Origin of the sequence: Pedobacter ghigonis, from assembly GCF_903166585.1 — a bacterium.
Classification (GTDB): Bacteria; Bacteroidota; Bacteroidia; order Sphingobacteriales; family Sphingobacteriaceae; genus Pedobacter; species Pedobacter ghigonis.
On record NZ_CAESCM010000005.1, the window covers coordinates 284,261 to 302,213 of the forward strand.

General features: G+C 38.6%; 21 protein-coding genes. 14 read left to right on the plus strand and 7 right to left on the minus strand.

All coding sequences use genetic code 11. The features are described 5' to 3' along the window. Positions 1-53 precede the first annotated feature (53 nt). Together HWV58_RS10210 and HWV58_RS10215 are read right to left on the minus strand one after the other, a co-directional pair. A complete protein-coding gene (locus tag HWV58_RS10210) occupies positions 54-377 on the minus strand; it encodes a DUF3276 family protein (protein WP_124561329.1) in 324 nt (107 codons plus the stop codon). Between the two features lie 79 nt (positions 378-456). Next, complete coding sequence (locus HWV58_RS10215; protein WP_175634005.1) at positions 457-2,247, minus strand: ABC transporter ATP-binding protein; 1,791 nt, start codon at positions 2,245-2,247, stop codon at positions 457-459. 196 nt (positions 2,248-2,443) lie between these two features. Here HWV58_RS10215 and HWV58_RS10220 point away from each other — a divergent pair, with 196 nt between their 5' ends. From HWV58_RS10220 to HWV58_RS10255, 8 genes are all read left to right on the plus strand, one after another. Beyond that, the gene (locus tag HWV58_RS10220; RefSeq protein WP_175634006.1) at positions 2,444-3,532 is read left to right on the plus strand and encodes a Glu/Leu/Phe/Val family dehydrogenase; all 1,089 of its coding nucleotides are present in this window, start codon (positions 2,444-2,446) and stop codon (positions 3,530-3,532) included. 52 nt (positions 3,533-3,584) lie between these two features. Beyond that, entirely contained in the window at positions 3,585-4,535 is a 951-nt protein-coding gene (nusB, locus tag HWV58_RS10225; protein WP_175634007.1) for a transcription antitermination factor NusB, read from the plus strand. 3 nt (positions 4,536-4,538) lie between these two features. Further along, the gene (locus HWV58_RS10230; RefSeq protein ID WP_090771254.1) at positions 4,539-4,997 is read left to right on the plus strand and encodes a DUF1573 domain-containing protein; all 459 of its coding nucleotides are present in this window, start codon (positions 4,539-4,541) and stop codon (positions 4,995-4,997) included. Positions 4,998-5,076: 79 nt separating this feature from the next. Then, positions 5,077-5,397 (plus strand): preprotein translocase subunit YajC, encoded by a 321-nt coding sequence (gene yajC / locus HWV58_RS10235; protein WP_175634008.1) that lies wholly within the window; start codon positions 5,077-5,079, stop codon positions 5,395-5,397. Between the two features lie 122 nt (positions 5,398-5,519). Continuing rightward, complete coding sequence (locus HWV58_RS10240; protein WP_235972697.1) at positions 5,520-6,467, plus strand: CdaR family protein; 948 nt, start codon at positions 5,520-5,522, stop codon at positions 6,465-6,467. Continuing rightward, a complete protein-coding gene (coaE, locus tag HWV58_RS10245) occupies positions 6,467-7,084 on the plus strand; it encodes a dephospho-CoA kinase (RefSeq protein WP_175634009.1) in 618 nt (205 codons plus the stop codon). Before HWV58_RS10240 ends, coaE begins: the two co-directional genes overlap by 1 nt. A gap of 42 nt (positions 7,085-7,126) precedes the next feature. Next, positions 7,127-8,068, plus strand: a complete 942-nt coding sequence (locus tag HWV58_RS10250) for an exonuclease (RefSeq protein WP_175634010.1) — start codon at positions 7,127-7,129, stop codon at positions 8,066-8,068. A gap of 243 nt (positions 8,069-8,311) precedes the next feature. Next, a complete protein-coding gene (locus HWV58_RS10255; RefSeq protein WP_175634011.1) occupies positions 8,312-8,455 on the plus strand; it encodes a DUF5522 domain-containing protein in 144 nt (47 codons plus the stop codon). A 64-nt stretch (positions 8,456-8,519) separates the two neighbouring features. Here HWV58_RS10255 and HWV58_RS10260 read toward each other — a convergent pair whose 3' ends face one another. The 5 genes from HWV58_RS10260 to HWV58_RS10280 all read right to left on the minus strand — a co-directional run bounded on the left by HWV58_RS10260 (position 8,520) and on the right by HWV58_RS10280 (position 11,306). Beyond that, entirely contained in the window at positions 8,520-8,939 is a 420-nt protein-coding gene (locus tag HWV58_RS10260; protein WP_175634012.1) for a Uma2 family endonuclease, read from the minus strand. After that, positions 8,923-9,114 carry a Uma2 family endonuclease gene (locus HWV58_RS24480; RefSeq protein WP_175634013.1) on the minus strand — a complete coding sequence of 64 codons (192 nt, stop codon included), beginning with the start codon at positions 9,112-9,114 and terminating at the stop codon, positions 8,923-8,925. The genes HWV58_RS10260 and HWV58_RS24480 overlap by 17 nt, the downstream gene beginning before the upstream one ends. A gap of 180 nt (positions 9,115-9,294) precedes the next feature. Next, positions 9,295-10,011, minus strand: a complete 717-nt coding sequence (locus HWV58_RS10270) for a ZIP family metal transporter (RefSeq protein WP_175634014.1) — start codon at positions 10,009-10,011, stop codon at positions 9,295-9,297. 3 nt (positions 10,012-10,014) lie between these two features. Then, positions 10,015-10,578: a phosphatase PAP2 family protein gene (locus tag HWV58_RS10275; RefSeq protein WP_175634015.1), complete on the minus strand. Its 564-nt coding sequence runs from the start codon at positions 10,576-10,578 to the stop codon at positions 10,015-10,017. Further along, positions 10,575-11,306 (minus strand): class I SAM-dependent methyltransferase, encoded by a 732-nt coding sequence (locus tag HWV58_RS10280; RefSeq protein ID WP_175634016.1) that lies wholly within the window; start codon positions 11,304-11,306, stop codon positions 10,575-10,577. The genes HWV58_RS10275 and HWV58_RS10280 overlap by 4 nt, the downstream gene beginning before the upstream one ends. A gap of 355 nt (positions 11,307-11,661) precedes the next feature. Here HWV58_RS10280 and glmM point away from each other — a divergent pair, with 355 nt between their 5' ends. From glmM to HWV58_RS10310, 6 genes are all read left to right on the plus strand, one after another. Further along, positions 11,662-13,047, plus strand: a complete 1,386-nt coding sequence (gene glmM / locus HWV58_RS10285; RefSeq protein WP_175634017.1) for a phosphoglucosamine mutase — start codon at positions 11,662-11,664, stop codon at positions 13,045-13,047. A gap of 142 nt (positions 13,048-13,189) precedes the next feature. After that, positions 13,190-14,338: a cysteine desulfurase family protein gene (locus HWV58_RS10290; RefSeq protein WP_175634018.1), complete on the plus strand. Its 1,149-nt coding sequence runs from the start codon at positions 13,190-13,192 to the stop codon at positions 14,336-14,338. Positions 14,339-14,798: 460 nt separating this feature from the next. Beyond that, a complete protein-coding gene (locus HWV58_RS10295) occupies positions 14,799-15,002 on the plus strand; it encodes a hypothetical protein (RefSeq protein WP_175634019.1) in 204 nt (67 codons plus the stop codon). Between the two features lie 155 nt (positions 15,003-15,157). Next, positions 15,158-15,361 carry a hypothetical protein gene (locus tag HWV58_RS10300; protein WP_090771276.1) on the plus strand — a complete coding sequence of 68 codons (204 nt, stop codon included), beginning with the start codon at positions 15,158-15,160 and terminating at the stop codon, positions 15,359-15,361. Between the two features lie 81 nt (positions 15,362-15,442). Next, complete coding sequence (locus HWV58_RS10305) at positions 15,443-16,342, plus strand: MBL fold metallo-hydrolase (RefSeq protein WP_175634020.1); 900 nt, start codon at positions 15,443-15,445, stop codon at positions 16,340-16,342. A 271-nt stretch (positions 16,343-16,613) separates the two neighbouring features. Then, positions 16,614-17,939, plus strand: a complete 1,326-nt coding sequence (locus tag HWV58_RS10310; protein ID WP_175634021.1) for a cytochrome ubiquinol oxidase subunit I — start codon at positions 16,614-16,616, stop codon at positions 17,937-17,939. The last annotated feature ends 14 nt before the right edge of the window (positions 17,940-17,953 follow it).

The following is a 17,953-nucleotide window of genomic DNA, read 5'->3' on the forward strand; positions in this document are numbered from 1 at the left end:
AAAGCCTTTGCAATTTTAATTATGCAAAGGCTTTTTTTGTGAAATTATATTACTTAGAAAGAAAAATCATCGCCTGGTCTGCTGCTATGTTCTCCGTTTTCTGAATATTCGTAACGTTTTTCAACCACATCCTGATGGGTTTTGATATAATCAACAGTTTCGTTTAAGCCTTCAGCGAATTTTTCGAAATCTTCTTTGTATAAAAAGATTTTATGTTTTACAAATACACCGTCTTCTAATCTTTTCTTGCTTTCGGTAACTGTTAAATAATAATCACCCGATCTCGTAGCCTTCACGTCGAAGAAATAAGTTCTCTTACCTGCTCTAACTTTCTTTGAAAAAACTTCTTCTCTTTCCTTGTTGTCGAATTCTCCCATGGTTGGTATTGATGTTGGTTTTTGGTTTCGGTAAATATAAAGCAAATATTTAAAGTTCAAAATACAATTTTGATACAATTTAAATAGTACGGCTTTCTTCCTCTAAAAGTTGGTTGTTATAAAGCTCGGTATAACTGCCATTTTTACTAAGTAATTCATTGTGTGTGCCTTGTTCAATGATTTTTCCATCATCGAGTACTAAAATTTTATCTGCATTTTTAATTGTAGAAATTCTGTGCGCAATTAAAATACTGGTCTTTCCAAGCATAATTTTACCCAGGTTTTGTAATATTTCCTCCTCTGTTTTCGTATCAACCGCCGAAAGGCAATCGTCAAATATTAAAATTTTAGGTGATTTGATCAGGGCGCGGGCTATAGAAACACGCTGTTTTTGTCCGCCAGAGAGCGTAATGCCACGTTCGCCCAGCATGGTTTCGAACTTTTCTTCAAAATCGATAATGTTGTTATACACCGATGCATTTTTGGCGGCCGTATGCACTTCTTCATCGGTAACGCTATCTAAACCAAAGGCAATGTTGTTTTTAATGGTATCCGAAAACAGGAAAACTTCCTGTGGTACAAAGCCAATTTGTCCCCGGTAATCTTTCAGGTTAAGCGCCTTAATGTTTTTACTATCTACATCAATCCTGCCATTTTCTACATCGTACATCCGCATAATCAGGTTGGCTAATGTAGATTTGCCTGAGCCGGTTTTGCCTATTATGGCTACAAATTCGCCGCTTTTAATTTCAAAACTCACATCTTTCAAAGCCTCTATTCCAGTGTCAGGGTATGTAAAACTTACCCGGTCAAACTTAATATTGCCCGCTAAAACCCGTTCCTGTGTTTCTTTGGACTGGATATCAGATGGGATATCTAAAAATTCATTTATCCGCTTTTGCGATGCAGCTGCCCTTTGGATTAGTGAAGTTACCCAACCCAGCATGGTTACCGGAAAAGTTAACTGGTTAATGTAAATGATAAATTCGGCGATATTCCCGGCAGTAATACTGCCATTCATTACCTGTATGCCTCCTACATAAATGGTTAAAATGGTACTTAAGCCAATTAATAGCAACATAGTGGGGTAAAATAAGGCCGAGACCCTTACTAACCCCATCGAATCCTTTTTGTATGCGTTGCTCTGTATTTCGAACATATTGCGCGTATAATCTTCGCGCACATACGATTTGATAATCCTGATCCCCGAAAAGCGCTCCTGTACAAAACTCGATAAATCTGATAAACGCTCCTGTATCTTTCCGCTCTTTTTAAATATAAGTGTGTTTACATAATAAATAATGATAACCAGAAAGGGCAGAGGAAGCAGACAGTAAATGGCCAGTTTGGAGTTTACATCAAACATCGACCAGATAATGAGTACCGATAATACAAATGTATTGATGGTGTACATAATGGCCGGGCCCACATACATCCGCACACGGTTTACATCTTCAGTAGCGCGGTTCATTAAATCGCCGGTATTATTGCGGCGATAAAAGCCTAAGCTCAACTCCTGGTAATGCTGGTAAATGTCGTTTTTCATGTCAAATTCGATATGCCTCGACATTAAAATAATCGTTTGGCGCATGAAGAATAAAAACAGTCCGCGCAATAAATAAAGGGCAATAACCAGTAAACCAAAATACAGCAGGTTACTGCTAAAAATATCGTAAATAATGCCTTGACGATTGAAACCTCTAAACAAGTTAAAAATCTGGATGTTTTCGGTGATCAGGTCAACTGCGTAGCCAATTACCTGGGCGGGTACTACGCCAAAAATATTCGATATTACGACGAAAATACTCCCCGGAATAATCCACCACTTGTATTTTAGAAAGTACTTGTTTAATCGGCTCAGATGTTTCATGTTGTACAAACTTAGATAAATTTGTTATTCCATAAGGCATAATTAGTGGTTAAGGATTAAGCTTTAAATAATAATGACACATTTTCTATGCCTTCAGGGTGAGTAGAGTTGTCAATAATTTTTGTTATAGTTTCGTTAAATACATGTAATAATCGTTTTTTATTCTAATTTTGCAGCAGGTTATCCGAACGTTCATATGCCAGCAAATTCGCAGACAGATTTTTCCATTTTAGATCAATTAAGTGCTTACGGGCATAAAAAGTTGGTTTTTTGCAATGATCCCGATACAGGTTTAAAAGCAATTATTGCTATACATGATACTACATTAGGCCCGGCTCTGGGTGGTACACGCATGTGGAGTTATGCTACTGAAGGCGAAGCCTTAGAAGATGCCCTTCGTTTATCGCGCGGAATGACCTACAAAGCTGCCATTACAGGTTTAAACCTGGGCGGGGGTAAAGGAGTAATCATTGGCGATTCGAGAAAAGACAAAACAGAAACTTTAATGCGTAGCTATGGCAGGTTTATTAAAAACCTCAATGGCGAATTTATTACTGCTGAGGAAATGGGTACAAACACGCGTGATATGGAATATATCCGCATGGAAACCAATTATGTTACCGGCGTTCCAGAATCAATTGGCGGCGCAGGCAATCCGGCACCATTTACTGCACAAGGTGTATACTTAGGTATTAAAGCCAGCGTTAAAGAAGTTTTCGGAACCGATATGCTGGCCGGAAGAACTATAGTTGTACAAGGAATTGGTAATGTAGGCGAACATTTGGTAGCACTTTTGAGGAAAGAAAATGCCGAAGTTTTGATTAGCGATATCAACCAGGAGCAATTAACTTACGTAGCCCGTAAATACAAGGCAAAACCGATTGAAGCCGATAAAATTTTTACCACCGAGGCCGATGTTTATGCACCATGTGCAATGGGGGCGACGGTGAACAACAAAACTATTGAAAAAATGAAGTTTTCAATTATTGCAGGTTCGGCAAACAATCAGTTAAAAGATGAGGTTTTAGATAGCGAATTGCTGTTGAAAAAAGGAATTTTATTTGCACCTGATTATTTAATCAACGCAGGGGGCTTAATTTCGTGTTATTCAGAACTGACTGGTTTTGGTAAAAAACGAACCGTACAACTTACCGAGAATATCTACGATGCCACGCGTAGTGTGATTAAACTAAGCAAGGCCGAAAATATCTCAACTAACATTGCTGCAAACCGCATTGCCGAAAAACGGATTGCAGATATTAAAAAAATTAAATCGTCATATTAAATCAATAATTATTAAAAACAGGTTTTAAAAAACCGCACTCGTTCTTACATTCATGTTAAACAGAAGGCACTTAAGAATCAAAGCTTTGCAAAACATTTTTGCATGGCACATGGCAGACAAAAAAGACATTAAAGGTGATTTGAAAACTTTAATGCAAAGCATCGATAGCGTGTACGAAATGTACATCTGGATGTTGTCTTTAATGGTAGAAGTTACCGAATTTACTGCTAACGACGCTGCAGAGCGTCAGAACAAGTTTATCAAAACAGCTGAGGATATTAATCCGAACATGAAATTGCTGCACAATAAATTTAGTGTTTTATTGCAGCAAAACCCTGATTATGTGGCTGCTGTTAAAAAGTACAAGGTAGACTGGGGCTTCGATCCTGAAATCCGTAAAACAGTTTATAATGCCTTAAAAGCATCAAAAGAATATGCCGATTATCTGGCCGATCCGAACGAAAGTTTAGAATCATCAAAAGATATCATCAAATACATTTTCCGTAAAATTATCCTAAAAAGCCAGGCAATTATTCAGGTTTTCGAAGAGAAATTTATCAACTGGCAGGTAGATCATGAGGTGATGAAAGGTATGGTAGCTAAAACCCTGAAAAACTTTACTTCCGACGATCCGTTTAAAAACAAACTGACCGAAATCAGCGCCGATTGGGTAGAAGACAGCAAATTTGTACAGGATCTTTTTGTGCACACCTTGCAAAACGATGCCAAATATCAGGATATGATTGCCGACAGAACCAAAAACTGGGAATCGGAACGTATTGCTTTAATGGATACCATTTTGATGAAAATGGCGATCTGCGAGCTGCTCAATTTCCCGTCTATCCCGGTAAAAGTTACCATTAACGAGTACCTTGAACTTTCAAAAGATTACAGTACACCGAAAAGTAATTCGTTTATTAACGGTATTTTAGACAAAATTTTAGGCGATCTTAAGAAAAACAACACCATTAAAAAGATCGGCCGCGGATTAATTGAAGATTAAAAAATGAAGAAAATATTTATCCTGGCTATTGCTGCGATTTCATTTACAGCTTGCCGCAATGCAAATAACCAAACTTCAGAAACAGCTTCGGCAGTTTCGGTTGGCAACGATACTTCAAAAACAGCTAAAGTTGCTCCTGCCGATGCTCCCGTTATCGTGTTCGAACGCGATATTTACGATTTCGGTAAAATAGAGCAGGGCGAAAAAGTTAAGCACGATTTTAAACTGAAAAACACAGGTAAAAGTCCGCTTATTGTTTCAAATGCAACTGCAACCTGTGGCTGTACCGTTCCTCAGGTGCCTGGCGAACCAATTTTGCCCGGTAAAGAAGGCATTATCAGCGTAGTATTTAACAGTGAAGGGAAAATGGGGATGCAGGATAAAGTGGTAACCGTTACATCGAATGCCAACCCAACCACAACTACCGTACATTTGGTAGGCGAGGTACTGGCTAAAAAATAAATTGGCTGATGGTTAGGTAATTTGCCTTTGGCACATTTCTATAACCATCAACTACTCACAAAAACAAATAAAACAAGAAATGACATCAACAGTAATTTTACAGGCAGCAGGCGGAGGCAACATGCTAAGTACGATTGTACCAATGGTATTAATCATGGTAGTTTTCTACTTCTTCATGATCCGTCCGCAAGTTAAAAAGGCAAAAGATCATAAAAAATTAGTAGCAGAATTAGGTAAAGGTGATAAAGTAATTACCACTGCAGGTATTCACGGTAAAATTGTAGATTTAAACGAAACCACTTTCTTAATTGAAGTAGAAAGCGGCGCTAAAATCCGTTTCGATAAATCGGCAGTTTCTTTAGATGCTACGAAAGCAGCAATAGCACCAGCTAAAGCTTAAGCAAAATAACTAAAAATAAAGAGCAGTCCCGAAAACTTTCGGGACTGTTTTTGTTTTACTACATTTGGTTGCGTACATTTTTAGATCAACGGTTTCCGGCTTATATCTAACAATTATTCATTATGCCCTTTATTAGATTAACTAAAATTGAAAAAAGACGTGTATTTAGCTTATTAGCCTGTTTATTGCTGGCTATAGCTGCATGGCTTTTTATGGCATTGAACAACAAATATATTTACACGGCTAAAACTGTTCTGGTATTTAAAAATACACCAACCAAAAGGGCGTTTTATCCCTTACAATCAGATACGATAGATTTACAGGTAGAGGGTACGGGATGGCAATTGCTTTTTGCACGGTTACGAATCAGTCCGCCGTCGGTTTCTGTTAATTTAAGCCAGCTCAATACCAAAGATTTTATTGTTTTTTCTGATCAGCTGTTTAACATCAACAGGCAATTGGAAAGTACTCAAAAGGTAATTTCGGTTAAGCCCGATACCTTGTATTTCGATTTTACTAAACGAATAGTAAAGAAAGTTCCGGTAAAACTGATTGATAAACTCGATTTTGTAAAACAATATGGAATTTCGAGCGAAATTATCCTGAACCCTAAATATGTAAAGGTAGCCGGACCGGCTGAAGAGCTGGCCAAAATAAAAAGCTGGCCTACCGATACACTAAAGCTGGATAAAATACAAGGCAGCAGCACCATTAGGGTAGGATTACAGCACAGCCTTCATAAAAATGTAAGTATCTATCCTTCTTCTGTTGAGGTGAAACTCCCTGTTGACGAGTTTACCGAAAAAACGATAGAAGTCCCGTTAAAGTTGATAAACAACAGAAATTACAATAGCATTAAGCTTTATCCTAAAAAAATTAAAGTTACCTTTCTGGTGGCTTTAAGTAATTACGATCAGGTAGACGATAGTTTTATTACCGCAACAGTTGATGCTGATGAATGGCAAAATTTAAAGCACCGACAGTTTACAGTTAAAATAACCCAATTTCCTCATTATTGTAAACTGGTGAGTGTAACGCCCTCCAAAATAGATTTCATTGTAGAAAAATAATGTATAAAGTAGGTATAACAGGTGGTATTGGTAGTGGTAAAACTACTGCATGTAAGGTTTTTGAAGTGCTCGGAGTTCCTGTATTTTATGCCGATACGGTGGCCAAAGAGATTATGTGTAAAGATGCTGTGCTGGTAGCAGGTATTAAAGCTGCTTTTGGCAATGAAAGTTATTTTGAAGACGGTAAACTGAACAATAAGCACATTGCAGGCATTGTTTTTAATAATGAAAAGGCACTCGAACAACTCAATGCGCTCGTACATCCGGCAGTTTTCCGTGCTTTTGATAGCTGGGAAGCAACCATTCCGTCCGATACTCCTTATACCTTAAAAGAAGCAGCCTTGTTATTCGAAAGCGGTTCTTATAAAATGTGCGATACGACCATTCTGGTTACAGCCCCTTATGATCTTAAACTGAAAAGGGTAATGCAGCGAGATGGCGTTTCTGCAGAACAGGTTAAAGCCCGCATGGATAAGCAGCTTAGTGATGAGGAGAAGTCGAAACTGGCCAACCATTTTATCGCTAATGATGAGCAACAATCCATAATCGAACAGGTTTTAGCTTTACACAAGCAATTTCTTAAAGCGGCCGAAGCGTTTAAAAGCGCTAAAGCCTAATCTACTTTAATCATATAATCCTTAAATCTTTTTATCTAATTCATGATTTTAGCAGATTTTATTACCATTACCCCAACGGGTTTATATTGTGTTTACGGCGATTTTTACCTCGATCCGCAACAACCCGTAAAAGAAGCGGTAGTTTCTCATGCTCACGGCGATCATGCCATAGGTGGAAGCCAAAATGTGTATTGTACAGCGGCTACCGAAGCCTTTATGAAACACCGTTACCGTAAATTCGCTGCTGTTGATTTTTACGTTAAAGCTTATCACCAGTCGTTTAAAATAAAAGAAGTAACCATTACTTTCTATTCTGCCGGACATATTTTAGGTTCTGCACAGGTTTTAATGGAATATAAGGGTGTTAAATACCTCTATACGGGCGATTATAAAATAGAACCCGATGACACTTGTGAGCCTTTCGAATTTGTTAAGGCCGATGTGCTGATTACCGAGAGTACTTTTGCCAATCCGGATACCAAACACCCTTCGGCAGTAGAAGAAATTAAAAAGCTAAATTTAACCAATGCCAATATTATGCTGGGTGCTTATGCCCTGGGCAAAAGTCAGCGTATTATCCAGTTGTTGAGCGAATATTGCCCCACTAAAAATGTGATGGTGCACCACAGTATAATGCCTTTTGTTAAAATTTATGAAGATTATGGTATGAAACTGGGTAATTACAAAATGTACGACCGCAAAGCGATGAAAAATAACCACGAGCATCAGGTATATATTGTACCGCCAATGGTTTTTCACAGCTACCATAAAGCCATTAACGTGGTGAGGGCCTTTGCTTCGGGCTGGAAAAACCTGCAACAGCAGAACGGTATAGCACTCTACATTTCTGACCACGCCGATTGGGAAGCCATTTTAGAAACCATTGAAAAGGTAGAACCACAGCAGGTATGGACTTTACATGGCGACGGTAAGCAGCTAAAAGATTATTTTGAAGGTAAGCTGGAAGTTAAAATACTTAATTAATAATGATGAAATGATGGTATTTTGAATGATAGCATCTTAAGATAATTCCCAAATTCATTCATTCAATTAGTAATTATAGCATGTTAGAATTTTGAATGAGAGAATATTAAGGCAGGTACTAAAATCAATCAATCAATCAATTATTAATTATAGCATATTAGAATTTTGAATGAGAAAATATTAAGGCAGGTATAAAATTAATCAATCACTAATTCAATCATTTACCCATTCAAAATTACCCAAATGAAAGAAGGCGAAGACTTTTATTTTAACGAAGCAGGCTTAATGGTTTTTACCGAAGCTTACCATTTAAAGCGTGGTTCATGTTGTAAAAATAAGTGCAAGCACTGCCCATGGGGTTTTGGAAAGAAAAAAGAGAAGAAATAGTGCAGTTTAACAATTCACAGTAAACAGTTTGGAATTAGCAGCTTATCGTACGGAACTTTTTATCTTAAAAATTAACATAATTGTAGATGTCGCTCAGCGCCACATCAAATCCCATCGAAACAAAGGTTAAGGTCTCAGAAATGTCTTGGTGCTTGTTTAGCATCCAGTTTTTTTCTTCATTAATGTAATATACCTCTACCGAAACCGATTCAGAATCGATCATGATGTATTCCTTTAATGATGGAATATCTTTATACAGGTTAAATTTTTTGCCTCTGTCGTAATTTTTGGTTGAAGGTGATAGGATTTCGATGATCACTGTTGGTAAAATAAAGGTTTCTTCATCAACATCGCTGTGCATTAAACCATTACAATAAATGGATATGTCGGGATAGGTGAATAAGGTATTCTCAGGGACATTCATTCGCATATCACTTCCATAAGGCCTGCAGGGTTTACCCTTTAGGTTAATACCCAGTTCCATAAAAAATATTGCTGAAAATTTTATTGTGATTAAGTCCGGCACCAGACATGGCAATTATCTCACCCTGATAATACTCATGTTTTACATTCGATGGTTTTTCCATCTCCAGGTATTCTTCAACGGTGTAACGTCTTTTACTATAAGCTACAGCAGGTTCATTTACAATGATTTCCATATACGAATTTAATTCATTTTAATCAGATGGAATAAATTTAAACGACTATAAACGTTTAGAACCGGATGTATGGGCGATTGCTTGAAAATGGTAATGGATTAACTGTTTAAATCGATTAATTGCCAACCGTAAACTGAAAACTGTCTACTGAAAACTGTCAACTGCCAACTGCCAACTGATCTAATGCCCAGCGAAGAAGCCGATCAAGGCAACACCTATGCCCAAAAGCACAGCAATCATTTTACGGGTATTAATTTTATGGTCGGCGCTCGATTCGAATAGTATAGTAGTAGAAATGTGCAAGAAGATACCAATAACGATGCCCATAATTTTGTTAAAATAAGCATCAATACCACCAATACTTCCATTACTAAGCCCTACGCTTACGTAAAAACCCAGTGGTGCCATTACTGCAAATATGATCAGGTAAAGCATAATGCTGCCCTTTTTAAAATGGTTTTGCATTAAAATACTCGCCAAAGCGAATGCAGCCGGGATATGGTGCAAAGAGATACCAAAAATTAACTCATTATGCTGTTCTTTTGCCAGGGGCATCCCTTCTAAAAAAGCATGCAAACAAAGGCTGATCATGATACCGAAAGGAAAAACGTGCCCGTCGTGGTGTTTATGGATATGGCCATGCTCTACACCTTCCGAAAATTGTTCGAGAAAAACCTGTAAAAGGAAACCAACCAGTATAAAAATGCCAATCTGTGCCTTATCAGGGCCGCTATACGCATCCGGAATGAGATGTAAAACCGTAATGGCAAATAAATAAGCCCCGCTAAAAGATAAAATAAGCTTTAGCAGCTTCGATTTGTCACTTTTAACTAGAAAAATGGCAGTTCCACCTAAAAAGGCGCAAAAAAAGAGTACACAGAGTTTCCAGATTTCCATAGGTTAAAAATCAGGTTGTAATTTTTTAAATATTCTTGAACAAATAATGCCAATGGTGATGCCCAAAAAAGCACCTGTTGTTACATCTACCGGATAATGTACGCCTACATATACCTGTGCAAAACTGATAATAAAGGCCCAGAATAGTCCAATCGGTAAAATGGGTTTCCAGCGACTATAAAAAAGGCAAATCAAAAATACCGCGATGGCAAAATGATTGGTAGCGTGTGCCGAAGGAAAACTCAGTCCGCTGCCACAAGGTACGCGGTGTATAATTTCGTTGGCCAGGCTCATATCATTGCAGGGGCGCACCCTTGCTACTAAGGGTTTTACTACTCTCGAAGCGATTAAATCGCCCATGGCAAAAGTAAAAAGCACCATTCCGATGATATAGTAGCCTTGTTTTTTATATTGTTTGATGCAAAAAACAACGATGAAAAGGTACAATGGCGACCAGAAAAAGCGGTTGCGCATTAATGGCATCAACCAGTCAAAAAAGCTGTTTGAAAGTCCGCGGTGGATTTTCAAAAACAAGTCTACATCAAATTGTTGTATGCTTTCTATCATGCTTTTTTGCAAATTAAAATTAAGCGGTCTGAGTCCGATTCGTTAAAATCATCAAGTGCGTAACTACCAAAGGTTTTTTCGATTACCATACCCGCTTTGTTTAGCATGCGCTGAAAATCTTCAAAGCTGAATGCCTGAACCCGCTCTTCGAAATTGTAAACCTTTTTGTTGTCTTCGAAATTTATTTTCTTGATAATTTTTCCTTCAACCACATTTTTAGTGATATTAAAAGTAATACCATCCAGCGATTTGGTTTCGCAGGAATTTAAATTGCGGATGATTTTTTCGGTATTAAAGTAATCTAAAACCAGAATCCCCTCGGCTGTTAAGCACTTTCTAAAGGTTTTTAGCGCATTTACATGGTCTTTTTCGGTATCAAAATAACCAAAACTGGTAAACAGGTTTAGTGCGATATCAAAATAATTGATGTAAAACAATCTCCGCATATCGTGTACGAGGAAATGGAGTTTATTGTTTTCGAATTGTTTGGCGTATTTAATGCTTTGTTCCGATAAATCTATTCCGGTAACATCAAAACCTTTTTTGTTGAGGTAAATGGAGTGGCGACCTTTTCCGCAGGCAATATCCAGCATTTTTGCATCGTCATGCGGTTGCAGGTACTGCGTAAGTTTATCGATAAAAAATTCGGCTTCGGCATCGTTCCTTTGCTGGTAGAGAATATGATAATATGGCGAATTAAACCAATATTGGAACCACTTGCGTTGCATATATAGCCGTTTATGTTTTGGAATTTGCAAATATAAGCTTTTACCACCGCTCCTAAAGTTTTCGGTGGCTTTTATGCAACATTATTGCATAAAAATTAATAAGCTGCTGGCTTACAGATTTACAGGCGCAAATTTTTATGCCAGCCCCGGGAAAGAAAACCGCAAGGTGCATCGATTTTTTATCGCTGAGGTTCAAAACTGAACACACGTTTGATTTTGATAAGGGAGGTATTTCTATCGGTTACATCGTATTAATAGATATAAAATCAATGTAAATAAACAGGTTTGAAGGGGCTTAAGATAATGGCTATTTTGTTTTTTTTGTTATTTTTGAACCTCAAATAAATTATACACAGTGACTTTAATAAAATCAATTTCAGGAATACGAGGAACCATAGGTGGAAGAGCTGGCGACGGCTTAACTCCATTTGATATTGTGAAATTTACCGCTGCTTTTGGTAGCTGGGTAGTAAGCAAAACGGGCAATAAAAGAATAGTTTTGGGCCGCGATGCACGAATCTCGGGCGAGATGGTGAACAATCTGGTTATTGGAACCTTACAAGGGCTTGGTATCGAAGTTATCGATTTAGGCTTGTCAACTACGCCAACTGTAGAGGTGGCCGTACCGGATGAAAATGCCGGTGGTGGTATTATTTTAACAGCCAGCCACAACCCAAAACAGTGGAATGCCTTGAAATTACTGAATGGCAAGGGCGAATTTATTTCTGATGCCGATGGTAAAGAGGTTTTAGATTTGGCCGAAACTGCAGACTTTGATTTCGCTGATGTAGATAAATTGGGAAAAGTAATTAAAAACGATACTTATCTTCAAAAACACATTGATAAGGTTTTGGCCTTACCACTGGTTGATGTAGAAGCCATTAAAAAAGCCGATTTTAAAGTCGTGATTGATTGTGTAAATTCTACCGGAGGTATTTTTATTCCAGCTTTACTAAAAGCCCTTGGAGTAAACAAAGTGGTAGAATTATATTGTACACCTGATGGACATTTTCCGCATAACCCGGAGCCTTTGCCTGAGAATTTAACCGAAATATCGAAAGAAGTTCAAAAGCAAAATGCCGATTTAGGTATCGTTGTGGATCCGGATGTTGACCGTTTATGCTTTGTAAACGAAGATGGTAGCATGTTTGGCGAAGAATATACCCTGGTTGCTGTTGCTGATTACGTATTGAAAAATACACCTGGTAACACGGTTTCTAACCTTTCATCAACCCGTGCGCTGCGCGATGTTACTGAAGCAGCAGGTGCCGAGTACAATGCATCAGCAGTAGGCGAGGTTAACGTAGTGAATAAAATGAAAGCCAGCAATGCCATTATCGGTGGCGAAGGCAACGGTGGTATCATTTACCCTGAATCGCACTACGGTAGAGATGCTTTGGTAGGTATTGCGTTGTTCTTAACACATTTAGCTAAATTTGGTAAATCTATTTCGGTACTAAGGGCCAGCTACCCACAATACCATATTTCTAAAAATAAAATTACCCTTACGCCAGAAATGGATATCGATAATTTATTGAAACAGGTAGAAGAGAAGTATAAAAGTCAGCCTTATAGCACAATTGATGGTTTAAAGATAGAATTTGATAAAACTTGGGTACATTTGCGCCGTTCAAACACTGAACCGATCATCAGGATCTACAGTGAAGCAGAAAATGAAACCATTGCCGAGAACCTGGCAAACAAAATCATTTCTGACATTAAAGAAATATTACACCTGTAACCGGTTTTGATCAATACAATTTGATCAAACGCTTAAGGTAAAAAGCCGTGGTTTAACAATAGTTAAATCACGGTTAATAAAAACGGGAACTATTGGCAACAATAGTACCCGCAGTGCACTAACTAATTAATTATTCGTAAAAATGAAAAGGGTCTATTTAGATAATGCGGCCACAACGCCTTTAGATAAAGAGGTAATCGCAGAAATGACAAACGTGATGGAAAATTACTTCGGTAACCCATCTGCCATTCATGCGTTGGGCCGTGAAGTGAGAACGCTGGTAGAAAAGGCCCGTAAAACTGTTTCAGGCTTATTAAATGCATCCCCATCGGAAGTGTTTTTTACATCAGGTGGCACTGAAGCTGATAATACAGCCATTCGTTGCGGTATTTTTGCCTATGGTATTAAACATGCCATTACTTCTAAAATAGAGCATCATGCGGTTGAGCATACCTTAAATACCATGCTTAAAAATGGCGAAATCGATAAACTAAGTTTCGTTAATATCGACGAGAAAGGAAATATCGATTACAACCATTTAGAAGAACTGCTTCAAAATAACGAGCGTACATTTGTTTCTTTAATGCATGCCAATAACGAATTGGGTACACTTACCGATATGGTTAAAGTGGGCGATATCTGCGAAAAATATAATGCCATTTACCATGCCGATACCGTACAAACCATGGGGCACTACCGCCACAATGTACGCGAGCTGAAAGCACATTTTATTGTTTGCGCAGCACATAAGCTGCACGGACCAAAAGGTGTTGGTTTCCTTTACGTAAACAGCAATATTAAAATCCCACCGATGATTTATGGCGGTGCACAGGAACGCAACATGCGCGGCGGTACCGAAAACGTATATGGTATTGTAGGGTTGGCCAAAGCGCTCGAAATTGCCTATGCAGAAATGGATCAGCACCAAACCTATATTCAGGGGTTGAAAGATTACCTGAAAGCACAACTTATTGCCGAAATTCCGGGGATTGCTTTTAATGGCGAAACCGATGCCGACAAGAGCCTTTATACGGTATTAAACGTATCGTTCCCTGAAATGGATATGGCCGATATGTTGTTGTTCAATTTAGATATCAATGGGATCTGTGCCTCTGGTGGCAGTGCCTGCTCGTCGGGCTCTAACATTGGCTCGCATGTATTAAACGGTATCAAAGCCGATCCAAACCGCCCGTCGGTACGTTTTTCTTTCAGTAAATATACTACTAAAGAAGACCTGGATTATGTAATCGAAAAAGTAAAAATGGTTGTGAAGCAAAATGCTTTAGCATAAAAAATATCATTAACCAAATAGGAGAGTCTCAATGAAAGTTGGGACTTTTTTTTGTTTAATGATTGAGTGATTTTTTTTGGAAAGCAAGCACAGCATTTCATTTTAAGGTTCGTCCTGCTTTTCATTATATTCCGATGAAAGATCGGAATGCCATTTCAATCAGGCTTATAAAGGACAGCCAGTGCTACTATTTAAGGTCGAATAGCATGTACCTGATTTTATTTGCATAAAAAAGCTCTTGCAAAAACCGAAAATAAAACTTATATTTAATTAAAATAAGGGCAATTCAAGCCATTTTATCTGTAGTTCCTGAACGAAACCTTATCAATATCCCCTGGTATAAGGTTAAGCAAATTTTAAAATAGCTTTTTTGATGAGGCTCCATAGCGAACAAAAAAGGCATTGGTATTAAAATTCGTTAACCCTGAAAACTAACAAGTTTTCTACAATCTATATCGTCATGGAAAAGAGCCAAACCAACCAAAATCTAAAAAACGCGAAGGCAGATGAAAATTTAAACGAAGACAGGAAACACATTTACAAGTTTATCCTGGCACCATTTTCATTCGAATCTTCTAATCATTTCAATAAAATACACAAAAGGAGGTTCCATTCTTTTGGATGTATCCACGAATTGGGAAAACTTCCGGGGGCCATGCTTTAACCCTGGCTGTTATTAAATCCCGATATTTCAATGCAGCTTTTCTCCGGAGAGGCCGTGGAGGGATTTAGTCTTACGGATAAATATATTCCTTAAACAACTGGCCAAAAACAATCTGATTTTTAGCTTGTTCCTATAGTACATCAATTTACAGAGCTATGGAAACAAATAAAGAAAAAGGTAAAGTTGTTGAGAACGATTTACTGGATAAAAAAGTAGAAGATGTGCGGGAGCATGATACCCTGGATGAGAATAAATCATCGAAGGTAACAACCAATCTCTTTACTAAAGACAATAAACGTAAAAATAACCCATTGGGGCCAGGTCACGAACCCGGACCTACTCCCGGATCAGGAATATAATGCTGGCCGGCAGAAAAAATACAGCAAATTGATTACATTTAAGCCACGGCAATTGCTGTGGCTTTTTAATGGAGATAAAAAATGGAAAGAAGAAACTTTATCAAAAACTCGGCATTGGCTATGGCCATGCTTGCTTTATATAAAACAGATGCTTTTGCGCAACAGGAACTATTAAGGGCGTATAACTTTAAGCCTTTGCGCAATAACGTAGGTATATTTACCGAGCAAGGCGGCACTATAGGCTGGCTCAATGCAGGCAATGGATTCGTAGTGGTAGATGCACAGTTTCCAACTTCTGCTCCACATGTTATAGAAGAACTGAAAAAACTGGGCGATAAACCCTTTAAATACCTCATTAATACGCACCACCATGGCGACCATACCGCTGGTAATATCGCCTTTAAAGACCTTGCCCAAAAAGTGGTTGCTCACCAAAATTCGCTGGTTAACCAAAAGAGAGCTGCAGAAAAAGCCAATAACCTCGATAAACAACTGCTGCCCGATATGACCTTTGGTACAGGATGGAAAGCAAAAGTTGGGGATGAGAAAATCAGTGCTTACTATTATGGTTCGGGCCATACCAATGGCGATGCCGTTTATCATTTCGAAAACTCGAATATTGTGCATGTTGGCGATCTGGTTTTTAACCGCAGGTTCCCGTATATCGACAGGGAGAATGGTGCGCATATTGGCAACTGGATTACTGCATTGGATAAAATCACCAATCAGTTCGATAACGATACGCTGTTTATCTGGGGGCACAGCCTGGATCCCGAAAAAGTAACCGGAAACAAAGCCGATATAAAAGCTTATCAGAATTACCTGCAAAGTTTACTCAGCTTTGTTGGGACTGAAATTAAAGCGGGTAAAAGTAAAGACGAGATTTTAAAAGCTACAACCATTCCAGGCGCACCTGAATGGAAGGGCGACGGCATCCAAAGAAGCCTAACAGCCGCTTATGATGAGTTGAAGGGAGTTTAGTCTCATTATTCCAATCGTCATTTCGAGCGAAGTGAAACGAAGCCGAGAAATCTGATTAAAGATGTTTCATTCACTTCGCTCCAATTAATAAAAAACATTTTTTTGTTTGGAATTAACTAGTATACGATAATTTGGGCCTTATAACACCTGCAAATCTTTTTTCAATTTATAAACGTTCTATATTTAAAATAATTCTAAACAGAGCTTGTTAATCTGACCTAACTAAACCCTTATCTGCTATATTTGTGTTACACAAAATCGAACATCAGATATGGATGATTTTATCGCAGCCCGTTCCCAAATGGCCCTGTCTCTGGGCTTTCACATTATTTTTTCGTGCATAGGTATGGTGATGCCGTTTTTTATGGCGGTATCTCATTACAAATGGTTAAAAACCAATAACGAGGTATATAAAAACCTTACCAAAGCCTGGAGCAAAGGTGTGGCCATTTTCTTTGCCACTGGTGCAGTTTCGGGTACCATGCTTTCGTTCGAGCTGGGCTTGCTCTGGCCCAAATTTATGGACCACGCTGGACCAATATTCGGGATGCCTTTTTCGTTAGAAGGAACTGCGTTTTTTATCGAAGCCATTGCCTTAGGTTTTTTCTTATACGGTTGGAATAAACTGAACAAATGGTTCCATTGGTTTACCGGAATGGTGGTCGGCGTTAGCGGTCTGGCCTCAGGTATACTGGTTGTGGCTGCAAATGCCTGGATGAACAGTCCGGCTGGTTTCGATTTTACGAACGGTCAATATCTAAATATCGATCCCATACAGGCCATGTTTAACAAAGCCTGGTTTTCGCAGGCATTGCACATGTGCCTGGCTGCATTTACGGCCACCGGATTTGCCGTAGCAGGCGTGCATGCTTTAATGATATTACGCAACAATAACCGCGAATTTCATTTAAAAGCTTTTAAGATTGCAGCTGTATTTGCCTGTATTGGTGCTTTGTTGCAACCCCTAAGCGGCGATATTTCGGCCAAAGATGTGGCCAAAAGGCAGCCGGCTAAACTTGCTGCAATGGAAGCGCTTTATAAAACCGAAAAACCTGCACCTCTGTTAATTGGAGGGATAGTAAACGAACAGGATAAAACGGTTAAAGGAGCAATCAAAATTCCCGGGGCTTTAAGCTTCCTTGCACATGGCGATTTTAGCGCTGAGGTGAAGGGGCTGGATCAGATTCCGGAGAATGAGCATCCACCGGTAGCGGTAACGCATTATGCCTTCCAGATTATGGTAGGGATTGGCACCTTGCTGATGCTGATTTCACTGGTGTATTTCTTTAATCTGTTTAAAAAACGATCTTTATTAGAACAACCCTGGTTATTAAAGCTTTTTGTAATGGCCATACCGCTGGGTTACGTTGCTTTAGAGGCCGGTTGGGTGGTAACAGAGGTTGGACGCCAGCCATGGATCATTTATGGTATTATGCGCACTAAAGATGCGGTTACGCCAATGCCGGGCATCGCATACTCTTTTTATATTTTCTCGGCCATTTATTTTTCGCTGAGCATTATTGTAACCTTTCTGCTTTACCGACAGATTAAAATGGTACCTGTATTGTATAATAAAACTGGACAGAATGATCATTAACCACAGCTGAAAAG